Below are 19,754 nucleotides of genomic sequence, written 5' to 3' on the forward strand. Positions count from 1 at the left end.
CTCTTAGGCGATTTTTGATCCTCGTGCCAAGCGACGGGACGCCTCAGGCCGGCGGTTCGGCAAGAGCGGCGCGAAGACGCCGCAGTGCCTCGACGAGCCGATCGGCGGACGAACCGTCCTCTACCTCTGCCGCAAGAGCCGCAACCTCGGCAGCGCCGATCCCCAATGCCGCGCCGCGCAGCCTGTGCGCGGCGGCGCGCTGCTCCGCAGCATCCGCAAGGCCCGCAATCTGCTCACCGCCCGGCAGGATTTCCCGCCCGAAAAGGGCCAGCAACTCGGTGGCGAGAACCCTGTCACCACCAGCGTTTGCCAACAAAGCAAGGTGATCGAGGACTGGCAAACCCTTGTCCGGCACGATCTTGTTCATGGACGGACCTTTGGGCTGCGAGCCGCCCGCGACGAGGTGAGCGCGCCCTCCAGCCTGTTGAAAGCCCGCGTCAGGCGGCCCGGCTTCCTTGTATGCACTGCACGAATGTGCCAAAAGGTGAAGTGGTGGGCAAGGGTGTGGAGGCCACTCCATCCTGCAGTATGCAGGGGGAGAACGGCGGATCCACGGCGCGGACGGCGAGACCCTTTGGGGCTTCCAACCGTCAGCACCTGGACATCCTCGTGCTTTCGGCGAATCACAGCTCGCCGAAGCGGCCGGTGCAGTATCGAGTACGGACGCGAGGCTTAAAGAATGGTGAATACTCCGAAGTCCAAGGACCCGGCGGACGCAGTTCTCTCCGCCGTGGAGGAGGCGCTCCGGATCGATCCCGCCGCTTCGGCCGCCGAACCCGGCCGAGAGGCCGCCCAGGGCGGACCGCGCGATCGGCGGCTCGAAATGCCCCGTATCAACGAGCCGCTCCGCGCGACCGGACAGGCGCCGAACCAGGCGCCCCGCAGGGCCGATTCACCTCGTAAGGCCGACAGCCCGGCAGCGCCCCGCGGCGGCGCACCTAAGGTCGACGCCCAGTCGCGCGACGGCTCGGAAGAAGGCGCCCAGCGCCCCCGCCGCGTCGACCGCAAGGGCCGCGCACCGGCCAATGATGACCGCCGCGTCGCCGGCGCCAGCCTGCCTGCCCGCCGCCCGTCCCGCGTGATCTATCCCGTCGCAGCCGCGCTTTCCCTCCTCTGGATCGCCGCGATGTTCGTGTTCCTGACCTCTTCGGGCGTTGATCCGCTCGCCGGGGCCAGCGGCCTTGGCGCCGCCCAGTTTGCCAATGTCGTGCTCGCCTTCGTGCTGCCGCTTGGCATCATCTGGGGCATCGCGATGATGGTCGCCCGCGCCCAGGAAATGCGCATTGCCGCGCGTTCGATCTCCGAAGTCGCCGCCCGGCTCGCCGAGCCCGAAGACGCAGCGACCGATTCCGTCGTCATGGTCAGCCAGGCCATCCGCCGCGAAGTCGCCGCCATGGGCGACGGCATCGAGCGGGCCCTCGCCCGCGCCAGCGAACTCGAACTGCTCGTCCACAGCGAAGTGGCGGCGCTCGAGCGCTCCTATTCCGACAACGAGCTGCGCATGCGCGGTCTCATCGACGACCTCGCCAATCAGCGCGAGGCAATCGTCGTCAATTCCGAGCGGGTACGCTCCTCGATCGTTTCCGCGCAGGAGACGCTCGGCAAGGATCTCCGCGAGGCTGGCGAACAGATCGCCAGCCATGTCATCGAATCTGGCACGCGCGTGACAACCGCCCTCGCCGATCGCGGCCAGCAGATCACCGTCACCCTTTCCGCGGCCGGCGACGACATGATCGACAAGCTGTCCGTGCGCGGCGACGATCTCGTCAGCCGCCTCACGGGCGCCGTAGGCGAAGTGACCGAAACGCTGTCGCGTACCGGTGCTGACGTGACCGACGCCCTGCTCGTCCGCTCGACCGACATCAACGAGACCCTCGAGATGACCGGCCGTGCCATGGCCGAGACAGTTGCCGAGCGCGGTCGCGAGGTTAACGACACCCTCGCCCGCATCACCGAGGAATTGGCGTCCGGTCTCGACCGTCGCACGATCGACATCACGCGCTCGATCGCCCTCACCGGCAATCAGGTCGCCGAAACGATCTCGCATCACACCCGCGAAGTGAATGCGGCGCTGAAGTCCAACGCCGATAGCCTCATCGTCGACCTCGCCTTGCGCGGGCAGGAAATCAACGAGAAGCTCGACGAGACCGGCACGCGCATCGCCGATACGATCAGCGCCAGCGGCGACGACCTGGCCGGCCGGCTCGCCTCGACGGGCGACCGCATCCAGGATGCGATCTCGATCGATGGCGGCGGCCTCGCCGACCGGCTGAATGCCGCCGGCGACATGATGGCGAACCTGCTCGAGGCACGCACCGTCGCGCTCCGCGAGACGATCGATGCCGCTTCCCACAGCGTCAACGAGACCTTCGACGCGCGCTCGAGCGAACTGACCGAGCGCCTCGCCCAGGTTGGCGGCGAGGTGGCGAAGGCGATCACCATGCGTGGTCTCAAGATCAACGAGACCATCGTCACGTCGGGCTCGGAGATCGCCGACACGATGGCCTCGCGCGCAGAGATGCTGCACGAGCGCTTCGTCACGGTGAGCCGTGAGGCCACCGAGACCATGGAGAGCCGTGGGACCGCGGTCTATGACCTCGTGATCACGACCAGCCAGCAGCTCAGCGAGACGATCGAGTCGCGCGGCACCGCCATCCATCAGCAGATCCTCGCATCCGGCAACCAGATCGCCGAGACGATCGAGACCCGCGGCGTCGACGTGCACGAGCGCATCATCGCCTCCGGCTCGCGCCTGGCGGATGAGATCGCAAACCGCGCCGACGAAGCCCATGGCCGCATCGTCGCCTCGGGTTCGAGCCTCGCCGATGAGATTGCCGCCCGCGCCGACGAGGCGCATGGCCGCATCGTCACGTCCGGATCGGGCCTTGCCGAGGAAATTGGAGCGCGCGCCGAAGAAGTGCATGCCCGCATTATCGAATCGGGCTCCAGCCTCGCCAGCGCGATCGAGAACCGTGCCGACGCGGCGCACAACCGGATCGTCACCTCCGGCACCAATCTCGTCAACGAGATCGAGAGCCGCGCAGGCGCCGTGCATGAGCGCATCGTCGCTTCCGGCTCGGGCCTCGTGAATGAGATCGCCAGTCAGGCGAGCGCCGTGCACGAGCATATCGTCGCCACCGGATCGACCCTCGCCGACGAAATCGAGAACCGCGCCAACACCGTGCATCAGCGCATCCTCGCAACCGGCGAGACGCTGGTCAGCGACATCGCCGGCCAGATCGGTGCCGTCCATGCGCAGGTCGTCACGTCCGGTTACAACGTCGCCAACGAGATCGAAAACCGCGCCAGCGCGGTGCATGAGCGCATCGTTTCGTCGGGCTCGGCCTTTGTCGGCGAGATCACCGGCCAGGTCGAGGCGGTGCACGAGCGCATCGTCAACACCGGCGGCAACATCGTCGGCCAGATCGAGAGCCGCGCGACCGCGCTGCATGAGCAGATCCTTGCTTCGGGCGAGGCCCTTGCGGCCGATATCGCCGGCCAGGTCGGTGCCGTGCATGAGCAGATCGTAACGGCAGGCGGCAGCGTCGCCGAGGAGATCGCCCGCCGCGGCGGAGCCGTTCATGCCGAGATCGTCGCCTCGGGCGAGCACCTCGCGGGCGAGATCGTCCTTCGCGCCAATACGGCGCATGAGCAGATCATCAGTTCGGGCTATCGCCTTGCCGATGAGATCGAGGGCCGCGGCACGGCGGTGCATGAGCGCATTCTCGGTTCCGGCAATGCGCTGATCGGTCAGCTGACCACCCAGTCGACCGCTGCACATGACGAGATCAACCGATCGGGCAACCAGCTCGCCCAGGCGATCGAGGAGCGCGGCAATGCCGTGCACCAGCAGATCCTCGCCTCCGGCAATGCGCTGTCCGGCGAGATCACGGCGCGCGCCAACGCCGCCCACGCGCAGATCGTCGCCGCCGGCACCAACATTGCCGAGGAGATCGAGACTCGTGCCAACCTCGTGCAGGACCGGATCATCGCTTCCGGTTCGACCGTGGCCGAAGAGATCGACGGCCGCGGCATCGCCATCCACGACCGCATCGTCACCGCCGGTTCGTCGCTGATCGACGAGATTGCCGGCCAGGCCAGCGCGACCCATGCGCGGATCGTCACCACCGGCGTCGAGCTCGCCGAGGATATCCAGACCCGTGCCGACGCCGCCCACGACCGGATCGTCGAGACCTCGACGCAGTTCAGCGAGCTGATCGGCGATCGCGGCCAGGCCATCGCGACGGGGCTCGACGAGCGTTTCGCGGCGCTGCGCGACATTATCGAGGTGCGCGGCCCTGAACTGATCAGCCGCTTCTCCGATCGCGCCAACCTGATGGATGGAACGCTCAGCGAGCGCATCGCCCGCTTCGGCGACACGATGGAGGCCAAGCTCGCCGCCGCCTCCAACATGCTCGACGAGCAGGCGCGCACCATCGATTCGACCATCGAGAGCCGCGCACTGCAGATCAACCAGACCCTGGTCGAGCGGACCCGCGAAATCGCCGATACCTTTGCCGGCGGCCAAGGCGAGATCAACGCGATCATCGAGGAACGGCTTTCGGACCTCACCGGCCGCCTCGCCGATCGCACCGAAGCGTTGGCCGAGATGCTGGCCGAGCGCACCGACGCGATCAACGAGACGCTGGGCCGCCGCGCCGCCGAGGCAACGGAGGGCTTCGACGCCCGCGCTGCCGCGATGGACGAGGTTCTTTCAAGCCGCCTCGCCGATATCTCTGCGACACTCGGCCGTGAATCGGTGCGTGCCGCCGAAGAGATCTCCACCTCGCTCGCCGACGCCACAAATCGGCTCGTCGACCTTTCTTCGACGTCGAGCGGCGCCGTCCGCGCGGCTGCGGAAGAGGCTTCCGACCGGGTCTCGCGATCGGCCGAAACCGCAGCCGAAGCTCTCGGCCGCTCGGTCGAGGATGCGTCGCAGCTCATCAACCGCTTTAGCGACCTTGCTTCCGAGACGGTCATCCGCTCGGCCGGCGAGGCTTCGACGACGCTGTCGCGCAGCCTCGACGGCGTCGCGGACCTGCTGTCGCGCTCGGTTGGCGACGCCTCCGAGACGCTCGGCCAATCGGTCGAAGGCGCTGCGGATCGCCTGCTGCGCACGGCTGACGAGGCCTCGCAGTCGCTGACCGCCGCCGCCGCGACCTCCGCCGGCCGGCTCTCGACCTCGGCTGGCGAGGCGAGCGAGCAGCTCCGCCGTGCGTCGGCCGATACGAGCGAGGCCTTCGCCCGCCTCTCCGGCGATGTCGTCGGCCATCTCGGCCGCATCTCGACCGAAGTCGAAGAGACGCTTTCGGTCCGCGCGGCTGCCGCCGCCGACGCGATCGAGGAGCGGACGCGCGCGCTGAACGAGGTTCTCGGCAGCCGCAGCGCCGAGTTGTCGCGCCTGCTCGATGGCGAAGGCAACCGCCTCGTCACCGCGATGGACCAGCACGGCAACGACCTGACGCAGCGTGTGACCTCGGTCGGCGACGCCGTCGTGGAACTGCTCGCCTCGAAGGGCAATGAAGTTGTCTCGATGGTGCTCGCCAGCACCGACCGAGCGACCCGGACGCTCATCGAAAGCGGCGAAACCGTCTCGCAGAGCTTCGGCGAAGCGAATAGCCGCCTGACGACCGATGTCGCCGGCGTCGTCGAACGGCTCGGCCAGTCGAACGAGCTGCTCGATACGCTTCTCAGCCGCAGCGCCGACAATCTCAACCGGATCGAGATCGGCCTTGCCAACCGCACCGGCGAACTCGCGCAGACGATCGACCGTGCCGTCACCAGCACGGAAGGCTCGGCCAGCCTCCTGGCGAGCCAGGTCGAGACGCTGCGTGATGTTTCGCATGACGTGCTCGAGAATGTCGGCAATGTCGCCGGCCGCTTCGAGGAGCAGGGCCGTGCCCTGCGCGAGGCTGCCCGGGCTCTGCTCGATGCCAACAGCCAGCTTGAAGGTTCGGTCGACCATCGCCGGGCCGCGATCGAGGAGCTCGCCACCAGCCTTGCGGCGCGCGCCAACGATCTCGAAAGCCGGATGAAGAACTTCGCCGAAAGCGTGTCTGCCAGTGTCAAGGATGCCGAGACACGCGCTGCCGAAGTCGCCCAGTTGCTGTCCCAGTCGAGCGCCGACGCTGCCAAGGGCGTCGTCGACAATCTCGAGGGCCTGCATCAGACGGCAACCACCGTCGGCCGCAAGGCGCTCGACGAAGTGCGCCAGGTCAATCGCACACTGCTCGAAGAGATGAACACGGCGGTCAGCCAGGCGACCGGCCAGTTCGCTTCGGCGACCGATGGCATGCGCGAAGTCGCGCGCGCCATTCATGATGATCTCGAAACCACGCGCGCCGAACTGAAGCGCGGCGTGCTGGAACTGCCGGAAGAGACCCGTGCCAGCGCCGATGCGATGCGCCGTGTCGTCTCGGATCAGCTGCAAGCGCTCAGCGAATTGTCGGCGATCATCAATAAGCACGGCCGGGCGCTCGACATCTCCGTCGCGACCCCCGGCCAGATGGCAACGCGTGCCCGCTTCGTCGAGCCCGCGCCGAGCGCTCCCCGCGCCCCGTCGCAGGCTTTCGCCCCGCGCGCATCCCAGCCGGCCCCGGCCCCGCAGCCCGTTCAGGCTGCACCAGCGCCGCAGCCGGCCCGCCAGGCCGCTCCGGCTCCGCAGACGGCTGCCAGGACCAATGACGAAGAGAGATCCTCCGCGGCGGTCGCTGCCGCGCGTGTTGTCGAAGCTACGCGTCCTTCGGCTCCGGCGGCCAGCGCTCCGAAGCCCGCCCAGCCGCAGGCAAAGCCCGCGGCGGAAGCCGAGCCGCGTGGTTGGGTGTCCGACCTGCTCCGCCGCGCGTCACGCGAGGATGAGCAGCCCGCGCCTGAGGACAAGCCTGCCGCTCGCGCCGCCGGCTCGCAGGAGTCGCTCGGTAATCTCTCCAGCGAGATCGCGAAGGCGATTGATCCGCGCGCTGCGGCCGAGTTGTGGGCGCGTCACCACAATGGCGAGAAGAACGTTTTCACCCGCCGCCTCTACACGTTGCAGGGCCAGCAGACCTTCGACGAAATCCGCCGCCGCTATCAGCAGGAGCAGGATTTCCGCACGGCCGTCGACCGCTATGTCGGAGATTTCGAACGGTTGCTCGGCGAGGTGACGCGTCAGGATCCCTCGACCGCCAGCGCCTATCTCGTCTCGGATACGGGCAAGGTCTACACCATGCTCGCCCATGCGAGCGGCCGCTTCGACTGAGCGTCGGCTATCACTCGAATTCCGGGGGGCGTGGCGTTAGCCTCGCCCCTCGCATTTTGCGGCCGGTGTCGACGCGATATGCGATCCGTTGCGGTATCAGCGATGATGTGGTTTCCCTCGGCGACAATGCGCGCTAGATGAGAGGGCGCATCCCTCGACGCGCCACCCCGCCTCCGGAACCTCCGCACGCCATGTCCGCCCCTGACCACGCAACGCCCCGCTCGAGCTGGGGGGCGTTCCGCCATCGCGGCTTCGCCTTCTATTGGGTGGCGCGGCTCTTCGCGAACTTCTCCGTCAATATCGTCAGCGTCGCCGTCGGGTGGCAGGTCTATGACCTCACCAAGAACCCGCTCGATCTCGGCATCATCGGCCTGGTGCAGTTCCTGCCCGCCCTCGCCCTGGTTCTGGTAACCGGCTCCGTCGCCGATCGCTACAATCGGCGCGTCATCATGGCGATCTGCATGGTGGGCGAGGCCTTGTGCATGGCGGGGCTGCTGGCCTTCACCATCTCTGGCAGCAGCAACGTCAATATCGTCTTCGCCGTCCTGCTCGGCTTTGGCGTCGCCAGGGCGTTTCTCGGCCCGGCCTCAGGTTCGCTGGCCCCCAATCTCGTGCCGCCGGAAGAGCTCGGCAACGCCATTGCCTGGAATTCGAGTGCATGGCAGATCGCGACCATCGTCGGTCCCGTTGCCGGCGGCCTGCTCTATGGGCTCGCGCCGCAGGCACCCTATCTGGTCGCCCTCTCGATGATCGCAATCGGCGTCGTCCTCGTCGTGCTGATGCCGCACACCGTTCAGAACACATCCGCGGCCAAGGCGAGCTGGGAGACGGTCATCGCGGGCTTCCGCTATGTCTGGAAGGAGAAGATCGTGCTCGGCGCGATCTCGCTCGACCTCTTTGCCGTGCTGCTCGGCGGCGCCAATGCGCTGCTGCCGATCTATGCGCGCGACGTGCTCGCGGTCGGGCCGTGGGGTCTCGGCCTCCTGCGCGCAGCGCCCGCCGTCGGCGCGATCAGCGTCGCCGCCTGGCTCGCCTTCCATCCCGTGCGCGACCACGCCGGAATCATCCTGTTCGTGTTCGTGGCGCTGTTCGGTGCGTTTACCGTCGTCTTCGGATTGTCGACCGTCACCTGGGTCTCGGTTGTGGCGCTGGCGCTGATGGGCGCAACCGACATGGTGAGCGTCTATATCCGCGAAACGCTGATCCAGCTTTGGACCCCGGATGCGGTGCGCGGCCGCGTCAATGCCGTCAACATGGTCTTCATCGGCGCCTCGAATGAACTCGGCGAGTTCCGGGCTGGGGTGTCGGCTGCGCTGATCGGCGCGGTTACGGCCGTTGTTGTCGGCGGTGCTGGTACGATGGCGATCGCGCTCATCTGGGCAAAGCTCTTCCCGGAGTTGCGGCGGGCTCGCCGTCTCGACGGACACCGATGAGAGCAAGTTTTTTTCGCATCCGATGAAACCGTCGGTGCTTTCGGACATTACTGTACCTGTAGAAGCCGACGGGGATTTCAATGTCCACAATTTTGCTGATCGTTCTGGTAGTCCTGCTCATCGCGGCGCTGCCGAGCTGGCCGTACAGCTCCGGCTGGGGCTATTATCCGAGTGGCGGTCTCGGCCTCATCGTCGTCATCCTGATCGTGCTCCTGCTCATGGGTCGGCTCTGATCTGCACGATCGAGGAGGCTTGGGCGAATCCCGCTTTTGGCCCTAGCTCTCCCTAGTCCATGAACCCAACACAGCTCCGTATTTCTAGTCAGAGCGTCCTCCTCGCCGTCGGGTTTGCAATCCTGACGGTGATGGCGGGTGCTTCTGTTTGGCTTGCCGAACGTTCGTCCGACGACACTCGCTGGGTCGCCCATTCGCTGGGCGTCGAAAACGAGTTGTCGCTGCTTCAATTGGCGGTTCGCCGCGCAGAAAGCGGTCAGCGTGGCTATCTGCTGACGCAGGATCCGGACTACCTCAAGGTTTACGAGGAAAGCGTCCAGACGATCCCAACCCGCATGGCCAATCTCAAGGCCATGGTCGACGACAACTCGGAGCAGACGGCGCGCGTCCAGCAGCTGGCCGAAGTCGTGGCGGCGAAGCATGACGAACTGCTGAAGATCGCCGACCTGCAGCGACAGGGGCGGAATTCCGATGCCCTGGCCATCATACGCGATCCGGCGGGCCAGGCGACAATGGGATCGTTCACGGATGTCGGCACGGCGGTGCGCACGGCCGAACGCGCCCTCCTCGCCGACCGGACTGCCCGCAGCGCCGCCACCGCCCGCTGGCTGTTGGCCACGACGCTGCTTGGCGCCGTCGCAATCATGGTCCTCGCCGGCATCTCAATCCTGTTGATCCGCCGCTCGAATCTCAGCCTCGCCCGGGCACAGCAAGCGCTTGCGGAGAGCAACAGCCATCTGGAAGAGAAGGTCGCCGAACGAACAGTCGACCTGCAGGACGCGAATGATGAACTGCAGCGCTTTGCCTATATCGTCAGCCACGATCTGAGGTCGCCGCTCGTCAACATCATGGGCTTCACCGGCGAACTGGACGCGATCCGCCGCGATCTCATCGAGCAGGATAGACGCGACGCCGACGAACAGCGCAGCCAGATCTACGAGGATTTCGACGAGGCGCTCGGGTTCATCAAGGCGTCGATCTCCAAGATGGACCGGTTGATCAACGCCATCTTGAACCTCTCGCGGGCTGGACGCCGCGATTTCAATCCGCAGCAGCTCGACCTGAACCAGATGCTGAAGACGATCCAGGATGCTGTGATGCATCAGGCTCAGGAAGCGGATGCCGTGATCGAGATCGGCCCGATGCCGACGATCGAAAGCGACCGGCTCGCCATCGAGCAGATCTTCTCGAACCTCGTCGACAACGCGGTCAAATATCTGAAACCGGGACGCCCTGGGCGCATCGGCGTGACCGCCACAGAGCGGGGCGGCTTTGTGATCATCCGTGTAGAGGATAACGGCCGCGGCATCGATGCAGCCGACCGCGAGCGTGTGTTTGAACTCTTCCGCCGGGCCGGTGCCCAGGATCGGCCGGGCGAAGGCATCGGTCTTGCGCATGTCCGCGCACTGGTGCGGCGCGTCGGCGGCAAGATCCGCCTCGACAGCGAGCCGGGCGAAGGCAGCACGTTCACGGTGATCCTGCCGAGGAGTTGGCGCGCATGAGCTCCAGAACAGAGGCTGAAGCTTGTTTCCGGCCTTGTTTCAGTCCAAGGAATGCGGGAAATCCATGATGACAATGCAACGAACGCTTGAGTTGATGCAATGAGCGACAATCCCAACCACGTGACGATCGTGATGGTCGAGGATGACGAAGGTCATGCGCGACTGATCGAGAAGAACATTCGCCGCGCTGGCGTCAGCAATGAGATCAAGGCGTTCGCCGATGGCACCAGCGCTCTCGATTTCCTGCTGGGCCAGGATCGGACTGGCGCGAACCGCAAGGGCGAGGCGCTGCTGATTCTGCTCGATCTCAATCTGCCCGATATGACGGGCATCGACATCCTGAAGGCCGTGAAGGGCAGCCCGCATCTGCGCGCCACGCCGATCGTCGTGCTCACCACCACGGACGATCAACGCGAGATCGAGCGCTGCTATGAGCTTGGCGCGAGCGTTTATGTGGTCAAGCCAGTCAACTACGAGAATTTCGCCAATGCCATCCGGCAGCTGGGCCTGTTCTTCTCGGTGATCAAGGTTCCCGAGGCGAAGTGATGGGCTCCGAGCCGGTTGTTCTGTTCATCGACGACGATCCAGGACTGTGCCGGCTGGCCGTAAAGGACCTGTCACGCCACGGCTTTACCGTCGAAGCCGCCACGGATGGTGATGCCGGGCTGGCGCGACTTGCCGAGGGCGGCATCGATATCGTCGCGCTCGACCACCACATGCCGGGCCGGACAGGACTGCAGGTCTTGCCGATGATCGGCGCCATGAAGAACCCGCCACCGGTCGTCTATGTGACCGGCGAGGCGCAGGGCCGGGTCGCCATCGCGGCGCTGAAGGCCGGCGCGGCCGACTATGTCATCAAGGAAGCAAGCGAAGACTTCTTCCCCTTGCTCCGCGCCGCGCTTGCGTCGGCGCTGACCGCGCGTCGCCTCCAGGAGGCGCACCGGCAGGCCGAGGCAGAGGTGCGCGCAGCGCGCGACCGCTTCGAAGCCCTGGCGGACGAACGGGCCCTGATCATCCAGGAAGTGAACCACCGCGTCGGAAACAGCCTGCAACTGGTCGCTTCGCTCCTCAACATGCAGGCGGCCGCCCATCCCGATGCTGGCGTCAAAAGCGCACTCGCCGCCGCGGTCGGCCGCGTCATGGCGGTCTCACAGGTTCATCGCCGCCTCTACACATCCGACGACGTCCACAGCGTCGTTCTCGATCTTTATCTCGGCAGCCTGATTGAGGATCTCGCCCGCACGATCGAGGCCAACGGCGACGGCGGCCAGATCTCGTTCAAGCTCGAACCCCTGGCGATCCGTCCAGATCGAGCGGTCGCGCTCGGCGTCATCATGACGGAGCTGATCCTCAACGCGCTGAAATATGCCTATCCCGGCGGAAGCGGCGCAGTTCGGGTGTCGTGCGTGGCGGTCGATGGCAATATCGCGATGACCGTCGAGGATGATGGCGTTGGCAGCGGAGAAGATACGCGCGCCGTCGGCACCGGTCTTGGGCGCCGGATCATCCAGGCGCTCGCCGGCAAGCTCGAGGCGACCATCGAGCACGATGTGCAGCATTCGGGAACGCGCATCACGATCCGCTTTCCCGAGCGCGAGCCTCGGCAGGAATCATAGCGTCCGATTGAACCAAACGCGCGATCGCGCGTTGGCGCGGCAAAAGCTGGTTTCAGGATGACACCGGCTCCTTCCTGCTGACGGAGTGAAAGATGCGCTTGTTCGAATGCCGGGCCTGTGCCCACTGGCTGCCTTTCGAAGATTTCGAATGCGAAGGATGCCAGCGGCCGCTGGGTTTCGTCCCGGCGCAAGGTCATCTGCGTTCGCTCGACGACGCGGGTCCCGGCGTCAGTGGCGAGCAGCTCTATACGGCGCACGGGCTCGACGAGATGCTCTTCAAGCCCTGCGGCAATCGCCAGCATGGCGTCTGCAACTGGCTGCTGCCCGCTGACAGTCCGGAACAGCTCTGCGTCTGCTGCCGCACCAACATGGTGATCCCGGATCTCTCCAGCCAGGTCTATAGCGAGCGCTGGCGCGACATCGAGCTCGCCAAGCACAGGCTGTTCTACAGCCTGCTGCGCTTCGGCCTCGGCGTCCCGAACAAGGCGGATGATCCGGTTGCCGGCCTCTCCTTCTCATTCCTGGCCGACGAAAACGATGTGCGGGTCCTGACAGGACACGACGAGGGGCTTATCACGCTCAACATCGTCGAGGCGGATGCTGTGGAACGCGAAAGGGCGCGGACCGACATGCATGAGCCCTATCGGACGCTGCTCGGTCATTTCCGCCATGAGATCGGTCACTATTATTGGGATCGGCTCGTCCGCGATGCCGGCCGCATCGAGGACTCGCGCGCCGTGTTCGGCGACGAATCCATCGACTACAACGGCGCCCTGCAGAATTACTACCAAGGCAATTTCCCGGCCGACTGGCAGGAGCGTTATGTCAGCCAGTATGCGACCGCGCATGCCTGGGAAGATTTCGCCGAAACCTTCGCGCATTACATGCACATGATCGATACGATCGAGACAGCCTATGCCTTCGGCCTCCGCATCCGGCCCAAGGCGCGTGCGCAGGGCAATGTCGACACGACCATCGATTTCGATCCCTATCGCGGCGTCGATTTCAGCGAAATCATCGAGTCCTGGGGGCCCCTCACCCAGGCGATGAACTCGATCAATCGCAGCATGGGCCAGCCCGATCTTTATCCGTTCAAGCTCGGCCCCGGCGTCGTCGACAAGCTCGCGTTCATCGACACGCTCCTGCGCAGCAAGGAACAGGCGCTGAAGGCCGCCTGACGCCCCGCGTTAGAAGCCGCTACCCGCGAGGCTTCGGCCTGCGGCAAGAATGGCAGCGTCGGTGCCGAGCGCCGTCGTGACGCTGCCGCCCTTCTCGTTATAGGGAGCCCCATTCAGGGCCGGATCCCGCCAGGGTCCGGTCGTGATGGTAATCCCGCGAAACGCCAGCTGGCCGTTGATGCGCGCGAGGTTCATGCCGCCCGAGGACGCCCCGGTCGCGTCGCAGTCAGTGCGGAAGAATGACGTCTTCTCGGTCGAGACCGGCTTTCTGCGGACGGTGCAGCCCTGCACCACGGGCATGCCGCGATCGACCTCACGCGCCATGTCGGCAGGATGCGCCGTCACCACGATGAGCTTTTCCCCAGGCGTCACGGGGATATCCGCCTTGACCGGAAACGGCGCCGCGGCGGCCAGAGGCTCGGCGAGGCGAACGATCGCATAATCACTGTTGGAGCCGGGCTTCGGCTTGCGGGCGCCGAACCGCGCATGGGCGTCGTCGACCAGGAGATCGATCATCACCGGATCGGCGGCCTGATTCTTGAAGAAGCACTTCCAGCGCCGCTGTCCCGATGGCTCGAAGAAGACATGCGCAGCGGTCAGGATCTGCTGATTGTCGAGAAAGAGCGCCGCCGACCCGACCGATGGCGATGGCGACAGGCATCCGACATAGCCGGAGACCGCCCGGATGCGCGCGATGTCGGCGGCATCGAGCCCGAGTGACGGGCCGAGCCGCACGAGCGAATCACGTCCGTCCTCGCCATCGATGATGTTGACGTGAACGACCGGCGAACGATCCGGCGGCACGGCCGGCGCCGATGGCCCGAGGGCGGCGGCAGGGGTGATGAAAAGGGCGAAAATGACAGGGAGAACAGCGCGCATAGCGGAACCATGACATGCCGCGAGGCCGTCGTCACCGGGCCTGGGCAAGGCCCGCGAAGCTGGAGCTTGTCTCTGCCGAGAAATAAGGCAGATTAAGCGGCGAATCGATCCTCACGTGGCATTCTGACCTGCAGAAGCCTTGCGGTAACGGCTTTGCCGAGCGCATCCTCTGCAAGGGCAGTCGGTTTGGGCGAAGGCTATCATGGCGACGATCACGCGCAGCGCTGTCGGCTACTACGCCGATTTCTTCGTCTACCCGCTTGTTCTCATCGCGCTCGTGATGACGACGATCCTGTCGACGAGCGCCTCCGACCCGCTGCTATGGATCGTGGCGGTGCTGGCTGGCCTATTTGCATGGACGCTGGCGGAATACATCATCCACCGGGTCATCCTGCACAATGTCGTCTATTTCCGGGATCTGCATGACCAGCATCACGCCAGCCCGACCGAACTGATTGGAACGCCGATCTGGATGAGCTCCTCGATCCTCATCGTGGCCGTCCTGCTGCCGTCCTGGTGGTTGTTCGGCGTTCCCTATGGCAGCGGCTTCACATTCGGCATGACGGCTGGCTACCTCACCTATTCGTTCGCCCATCACGTGCTGCATCATTGGCGCATGTTGCCCGGGCATCCGCTCTATGGCTGGAAGCGTCAGCATGCGCTGCACCACTTCCGCCATGACGAAGGCAATTTCGGCGTGACGACGCTTTTCTGGGACCACGTCTTCGGCACGGCCCTCAAGGCTCAAAAACCGTCCCAACGGCAGAGCTGACAGCAGCCGGCACGTCCGCGCGGGCTGCTGTCAGTCAGTGCGATCAGACCTTGCGCCGACGTGACTTGGCGAACGTGTCGAAAGCGACCGCCAGCACGATGATCACGCCGATGATGATCTGCTGGATGTAGGACGAGACATTCATCAGCACCAGGCCGTTCAGCAGCACGCCGATCAGGATCGAGCCGATGATCGTCCCGAAGATCGTGCCGACGCCGCCGAACAGCGATGTCCCGCCGATCACCACCGAGGCGATGACGGTGAGCTCATAGCCGGTTCCTGCGACCGCCTCGGCCGAATTGAGCCGCGCTGCGAGCACGAACGAGCCGAGCCCGGCAAAGAAGCCCATGATGACATAGACGCTGCAGATGATGGCCGTGACGTTGAGGCCGGAGAGCCGCGCCGCCTCGGGATTGCCGCCGACGGCATAGATCTGCCGTCCATAGCGCGTGTAGCGCAGCACGATATGCGCCAGCAGGCCGCAGACGAGGAAGATGATGACCGGCACCGGCACCGGGCCGATCTTGCCCTGGCCCCACCAGGTGAAATCATGCTCGAAGCCGGAGATCGGGCCGCCGGCCGCAAACAGCAGTGCCGCGCCGCGAAACACTGACATGCCGCCAAGCGTCACGACAAAGGGCGGAACCTTCAGCCGCGTGATCGAAAAGCCCTGGACGAGACCACCGGCAATGCCGATGGCGATCGCCGCCAGCGCCGCAAGTTCCCAGCCATAGCCGACACCGCCCTCCCCGACCGTGAACCGGTCCTGCATGCCGCCCTTGGCGACCGCTGCCGCCACAAGACCAGCAAACGCCAGCAGCGAGCCGACCGAAAGGTCGATGCCGGCGGTGAGAATGACGAAGGTCATGCCGATCGCCAGCAGCCCCGTGATCGAGACCTGCCGCATGACATTGAAGAGGTTGATCGACGACATGAACCGCGGCTCGAGCACCGCAAACACCGCCATCAGCACGACGAGGAAGATCAGCGGCGCGAACCGCGCAAGAAATCCAAAAAGATCGACGCTGCCGCTGTCCGCCGCGCCCTGCTTCACCTCAGCCATGCCCCTCGCCTTCCTCCACTCGACGCCCGGTGTCCGTCGTCCGCTCAGGCGGCGCGGCTCGTTGTCCCGAGCGTCATCATCGCCATCAATTTTTCTTGCGTCGCGTCGGCCCGCATCATCTCGCCGGTCACGTGGCCCTCGCGCATGGTGACGATGCGGTCGGCGACCGAGAGCACTTCCGGCAATTCCGAGCTGATCGCGATCACCGCGATGCCGGATCGCGCCATCTCGAACAGCAGATTATGCACCTCGACCTTGGCGCCGACGTCGATGCCGCGCGTCGGCTCGTCGACGATCAGCACCTTCGGCCTGAGCGCCAGCCAGCGCGCCAGAACGACCTTCTGCTGGTTGCCGCCGGAGAGATTGCCGACCGCCTGCTCAGGTCCGGCCATCCGTATATTCAGCAGTTTGCGATACTCTTCGACGAGGCCGCGCTCCTTCGCTTCGTCGATGAAGATACCGAAGCGCCCGATCCGATCGAGCGCCGCGACGGAAACATTGGTGCGGATCGCCTGCGACAGGAACAGCGCTTGCAGCTTGCGGTCTTCGGGCACGAGGCCGATGCCATGCGCGATCGCGTCGCGCGGCGTGCGGATCGTGACCGGCGCGCCATCGACGAACACTTCGCCCGAATCGAACGGATCAGCGCCGAAGATCGCCCGCGCCGTTTCGGTTCGCCCGGCGCCGACTAGCCCGGCGATGCCGAGGATCTCACCCCGGCGCACATGCAGCGAGACATCGCGAATTTCGGTCGCGTGCGGATCCTGCGCCGTGCGGAGCCGTGTCAGCCGCTTGACCTCGAGCGCGACGGGACCCGGCTCGGCAGCTTCGCGCTGCGCGAACAGCGCGTTGACCTCGCGGCCGACCATCAGGCGGATGATGCCGTCGATCGTGATGTCCGAGACGCTGCCGGCGCCGACATTGCGGCCATCACGGAGCACCGTGTAGCGGTCGCACACCTCCATCACTTCTTCGAGGCGATGCGTCACGAAAATGATCGAGATGCCCTCGTCCTTGAGACGGCGGACGATCTTGAACAGCTTCTCGACCTCTGCGAGCGACAGAGCCGAGGTCGGCTCGTCCATGATGATGACGCGCGAATCCATCGAAAGCGCACGCGCGATCTCGACCATCTGCTGCTCGGCCACAGAGAGATTGCGAACAAGCGTCATCGGATTGCGTTCAAGCCCGATCCGGCGGGTGAGCTTCTCGGTCTCGGCCGCCATGCGCGCCCAGCTGACAAACGGCCAACGGCCGGGCTCGCGGCCGATGAACACGTTCTCGGCGATGCTCATGTCGGGCGCGAGCGTGAATTCCTGGTAGATCGTGACGATGCCAAGCTGCTGCGCCGCATGCGGATTAGCGAGCGTGACCGGCTTGCCGTCGAAGAGGATCTCGCCCTGGTCGGGCGATTGCGCCCCGGCGAGGATCTTCAGCAGCGTCGATTTCCCGGCGCCGTTCTCGCCGAGAAGCGCGTGAATTTCCTGCCGATCGACCTCAAGCTGGACACCATCAAGCGCCTTGACGCCGGGGAAGCTCTTGGTGATGCCGGTCATCTTGAGCAGCGGCGGCGCGGCGGCGGTCATGGCAACCTCGGGCGCCGAAACGGCGGCGTCTTGCGGGATCGGAACATCTGACAGAAGACATGAAGCGTCCGGACGGCGCATAGCGGCGTCCGGACGCGAAGGCGCAAAGATTACTTCACTTCGCCAAGGCGCTCGGCGATGTCGAGGTTATCCTTGGTGATCGCGACCGGGGTCAGCAGCGTCACAGCTTCGGCCGGCTTCTTCTTGTCCTTGATGAACGCGACCAGCATATCGACGCCCATGGCGCTCTGCTTGCCGGGGAACTGCTCGATCGTCGCCGTCAGGCCGCCGTCGCGGACCTGTGCCAGCGCTTCGGGAAGCGCGTCGAAGCCGATGATCGCAATGCCCTGGAGGTTGCGGCCCTTGACGGCCTCGAGTGCGCCGAGCGCCATGTCGTCATTGGCGGCGACGATGACCTTCGGCGGCTCGGCAAGGCCCGAAAGCGCCGCCTCGGTGACCGAAAGGCCCTTGGCGCGGTCGAAGCCGGCCGTCTGCTCGAAGACGATCTTGTACTTGTCGGTCGCCTTGTCGAGGACGTTGTGCAGGCCCTTGTTGCGGTCGATCGCCGGCGAGGCGCCCGACTGGCCCTGAAGGTTGACGATGGTCGCGCCGTCCGGGAACATCTTCATGACAAGTTCGCCCTGGGCTTCGCCGCCCTTGACGTTGTCGGCGCCGATATGGCCGAGAATGCCCTCGACCTGCGCGACGCGGCGGTCGACCGTCACCACCGGAATGCCGGCCTCGACAGCCTGCTGCAGCGCCGGCGCCATGGCGTCGACTTCATTCGGGCTGATCACGATGCCCTGGACGCCCTTGGTGATCGCGGCCTCGATATCGGCCGTCTGCTTCGGCGAGGACACCTGGCCGTCGGATTCGATCACCGCAACGCCCTGCTTCGCGGCCTCGGCCTTGAAGGCGTTCATCATGTGGACGAAGAACGGGAATGTAAGGCCGGGGACCGAGGCGAGGATGGTCACATCCTCGGCCTGCGCGCGCACCGGCGCCGTGGACATGGCCGCAAGCGCGATCGCGCCGGCGGCAAGGATAGACCTTGCAGTCTTGGACATCGAATTCCTCCCAAACCTGCCCTCTTTAGTGGGGCTGAAAGAACCATGCCGTAGGCGCCGCGTCCGCGCAATCTGTTTTCAATCGATTTACAGGGGCAGCATCGGGCAGGCAGGGAGATGGCCCGCCCAGCCCGACGTAATGATCCGGCTCAACGCTTTCGGAAGCCCGCATAGCCCCCGTCGGCGTCGTAGAGCACGTCAAATCCGTTCAGGAAATGGAAGCTCGTGTTCACGAAGGGGGGCTTGTCCGAGACGTCGAGATGAACAGCCGAAGGCGCCATCGGCGACGTGTCGCCAGAACTGAAGCTGTAGAGTGGCTCGCTGCCGGCATCCGTCCCCAGAAGGATCGCCACCGATGTGCCATCGGGAAGCGGTCCACTCGCCGCTTGCGACGATGGCACGGTCATGAACATGGCGCCAACGCCGGTATCGACCAGCATCGAACCGCAGGCCGGCGGCGTCTGCCCGCTGAGGGAGATGCAGGCCGGAACACCCTTCCAGTCCGGCAGATCGGCCTGGCGCTCTAGCTTCACGAAGCGATAGTCGCCGCGCGCGCTTTCCTTCGTCAGCCCGACATGGATGCCGTCGGCGGTCAGGATATATCCCTTGCGTTGCTCGCCTTCGGCCGCGACGCGCAGAACCGGATTCTTGTCTGGCGTGCTCTGGCCCTGGCGATCACCCTCACGGCCGAAGCCGATGCCGACCATCGCAATGTCGCGCGGATCGTCCGACGGCCGGCAGTCACGCGCTGTCTCGAGACAGGCGACGCGCGTCACAGCGAGAACTGGCATCGGTTCGGTCGTAACCGACGCCCCATCCTTGCCCGAGAGGGTCAGGGGCGTCGTCACCCAGGAACCGAGCATCACGCGGCCGGAACTCGTGTAAGTGAGCTTTCCGTCGCCGAGCACCGGCAGCTGATCGAAATTCGGAATGAAACTCGCGGCGACGACGACGCCGGTCGAGCCGGAATCGAGCGTCGCATGCAGTACACGCTCGCCGAACGAAAGGCCGATGCTCGGCGTCTTGGCGATATCGCTGCCCTCGGCGTTCAGATACCGCAGGAAAACACCGGCCTTGTAGCGCTCGTAATCCGGACGATCCTCCGCGAAAGCCGGGTGGCCCTGCACAAGCACGGCGAGAGTGACCGCTGCAAAGGCAGCGGCGCGATAGCTCTGGATAGCCATGACC

Annotated in this window: 14 protein-coding genes; 8 read left to right on the forward strand and 6 right to left on the reverse strand. The window is 65.4% G+C overall.

Features of this window, described 5'->3' with window-relative positions; genetic code table 11:
• Window positions 1-43: 43 nt before the first annotated feature.
• Complete coding sequence (locus tag LB518_RS15025) at window positions 44-367, reverse strand: hypothetical protein (protein WP_224578334.1); 324 nt, start codon at window positions 365-367, stop codon at window positions 44-46.
• 312 nt (window positions 368-679) lie between these two features.
• Here LB518_RS15025 and LB518_RS15030 point away from each other — a divergent pair, with 312 nt between their 5' ends.
• From LB518_RS15030 to LB518_RS15060, 7 genes are all read left to right on the forward strand, one after another.
• Window positions 680-7,237, forward strand: coding sequence for an apolipoprotein A-IV repeat region-like domain-containing protein (locus tag LB518_RS15030; RefSeq protein ID WP_224578335.1), 6,558 nt, complete (start codon window positions 680-682; stop codon window positions 7,235-7,237).
• Window positions 7,238-7,428: 191 nt separating this feature from the next.
• Window positions 7,429-8,670, forward strand: coding sequence for an MFS transporter (locus tag LB518_RS15035; RefSeq protein ID WP_224578336.1), 1,242 nt, complete (start codon window positions 7,429-7,431; stop codon window positions 8,668-8,670).
• Window positions 8,671-8,750: 80 nt separating this feature from the next.
• Window positions 8,751-8,903: a DUF3309 family protein gene (locus tag LB518_RS15040; protein WP_073052508.1), complete on the forward strand. Its 153-nt coding sequence runs from the start codon at window positions 8,751-8,753 to the stop codon at window positions 8,901-8,903.
• Between the two features lie 131 nt (window positions 8,904-9,034).
• Window positions 9,035-10,405 (forward strand): sensor histidine kinase, encoded by a 1,371-nt coding sequence (locus LB518_RS15045; RefSeq protein WP_224578337.1) that lies wholly within the window; start codon window positions 9,035-9,037, stop codon window positions 10,403-10,405.
• A gap of 99 nt (window positions 10,406-10,504) precedes the next feature.
• Window positions 10,505-10,951, forward strand: coding sequence for a response regulator (locus LB518_RS15050; RefSeq protein ID WP_224578338.1), 447 nt, complete (start codon window positions 10,505-10,507; stop codon window positions 10,949-10,951).
• Window positions 10,951-12,021, forward strand: coding sequence for a sensor histidine kinase (locus LB518_RS15055; RefSeq protein WP_224578339.1), 1,071 nt, complete (start codon window positions 10,951-10,953; stop codon window positions 12,019-12,021). Before LB518_RS15050 ends, LB518_RS15055 begins: the two co-directional genes overlap by 1 nt.
• 92 nt (window positions 12,022-12,113) lie before the next feature.
• Window positions 12,114-13,199 (forward strand): zinc-binding metallopeptidase family protein, encoded by a 1,086-nt coding sequence (locus tag LB518_RS15060; RefSeq protein WP_224578340.1) that lies wholly within the window; start codon window positions 12,114-12,116, stop codon window positions 13,197-13,199.
• 9 nt (window positions 13,200-13,208) lie between these two features.
• On the opposite strand, the gene LB518_RS15065 is transcribed toward LB518_RS15060, so the two are convergent.
• The gene (locus tag LB518_RS15065; RefSeq protein ID WP_224578341.1) at window positions 13,209-14,078 is read right to left on the reverse strand and encodes a trypsin-like peptidase domain-containing protein; all 870 of its coding nucleotides are present in this window, start codon (window positions 14,076-14,078) and stop codon (window positions 13,209-13,211) included.
• A gap of 202 nt (window positions 14,079-14,280) precedes the next feature.
• Between LB518_RS15065 and LB518_RS15070 the strand changes: the two genes are divergently transcribed.
• Window positions 14,281-14,850: a sterol desaturase family protein gene (locus tag LB518_RS15070; RefSeq protein ID WP_224578342.1), complete on the forward strand. Its 570-nt coding sequence runs from the start codon at window positions 14,281-14,283 to the stop codon at window positions 14,848-14,850.
• Between the two features lie 43 nt (window positions 14,851-14,893).
• Here the strand turns inward: LB518_RS15070 and LB518_RS15075 are convergent, their stop codons facing one another.
• From LB518_RS15075 to LB518_RS15090, 4 genes are all read right to left on the reverse strand, one after another.
• Entirely contained in the window at window positions 14,894-15,913 is a 1,020-nt protein-coding gene (locus LB518_RS15075; protein WP_224578343.1) for an ABC transporter permease, read from the reverse strand.
• Between the two features lie 44 nt (window positions 15,914-15,957).
• The gene (locus LB518_RS15080) at window positions 15,958-17,499 is read right to left on the reverse strand and encodes a sugar ABC transporter ATP-binding protein (RefSeq protein WP_224578344.1); all 1,542 of its coding nucleotides are present in this window, start codon (window positions 17,497-17,499) and stop codon (window positions 15,958-15,960) included.
• A gap of 110 nt (window positions 17,500-17,609) precedes the next feature.
• On the reverse strand, window positions 17,610-18,566 hold the full coding sequence (locus LB518_RS15085) for a substrate-binding domain-containing protein (RefSeq protein WP_224578345.1): 957 nt from the start codon (window positions 18,564-18,566) through the stop codon (window positions 17,610-17,612).
• A gap of 149 nt (window positions 18,567-18,715) precedes the next feature.
• Entirely contained in the window at window positions 18,716-19,750 is a 1,035-nt protein-coding gene (locus LB518_RS15090; RefSeq protein WP_224578346.1) for a hypothetical protein, read from the reverse strand.
• Window positions 19,751-19,754 lie beyond the last annotated feature (4 nt).

The sequence above is a fragment of the Mesorhizobium sp. BR1-1-16 genome, from assembly GCF_020165495.1.
Taxonomy (GTDB): Bacteria; Pseudomonadota; Alphaproteobacteria; order Rhizobiales; family Kaistiaceae; genus Kaistia.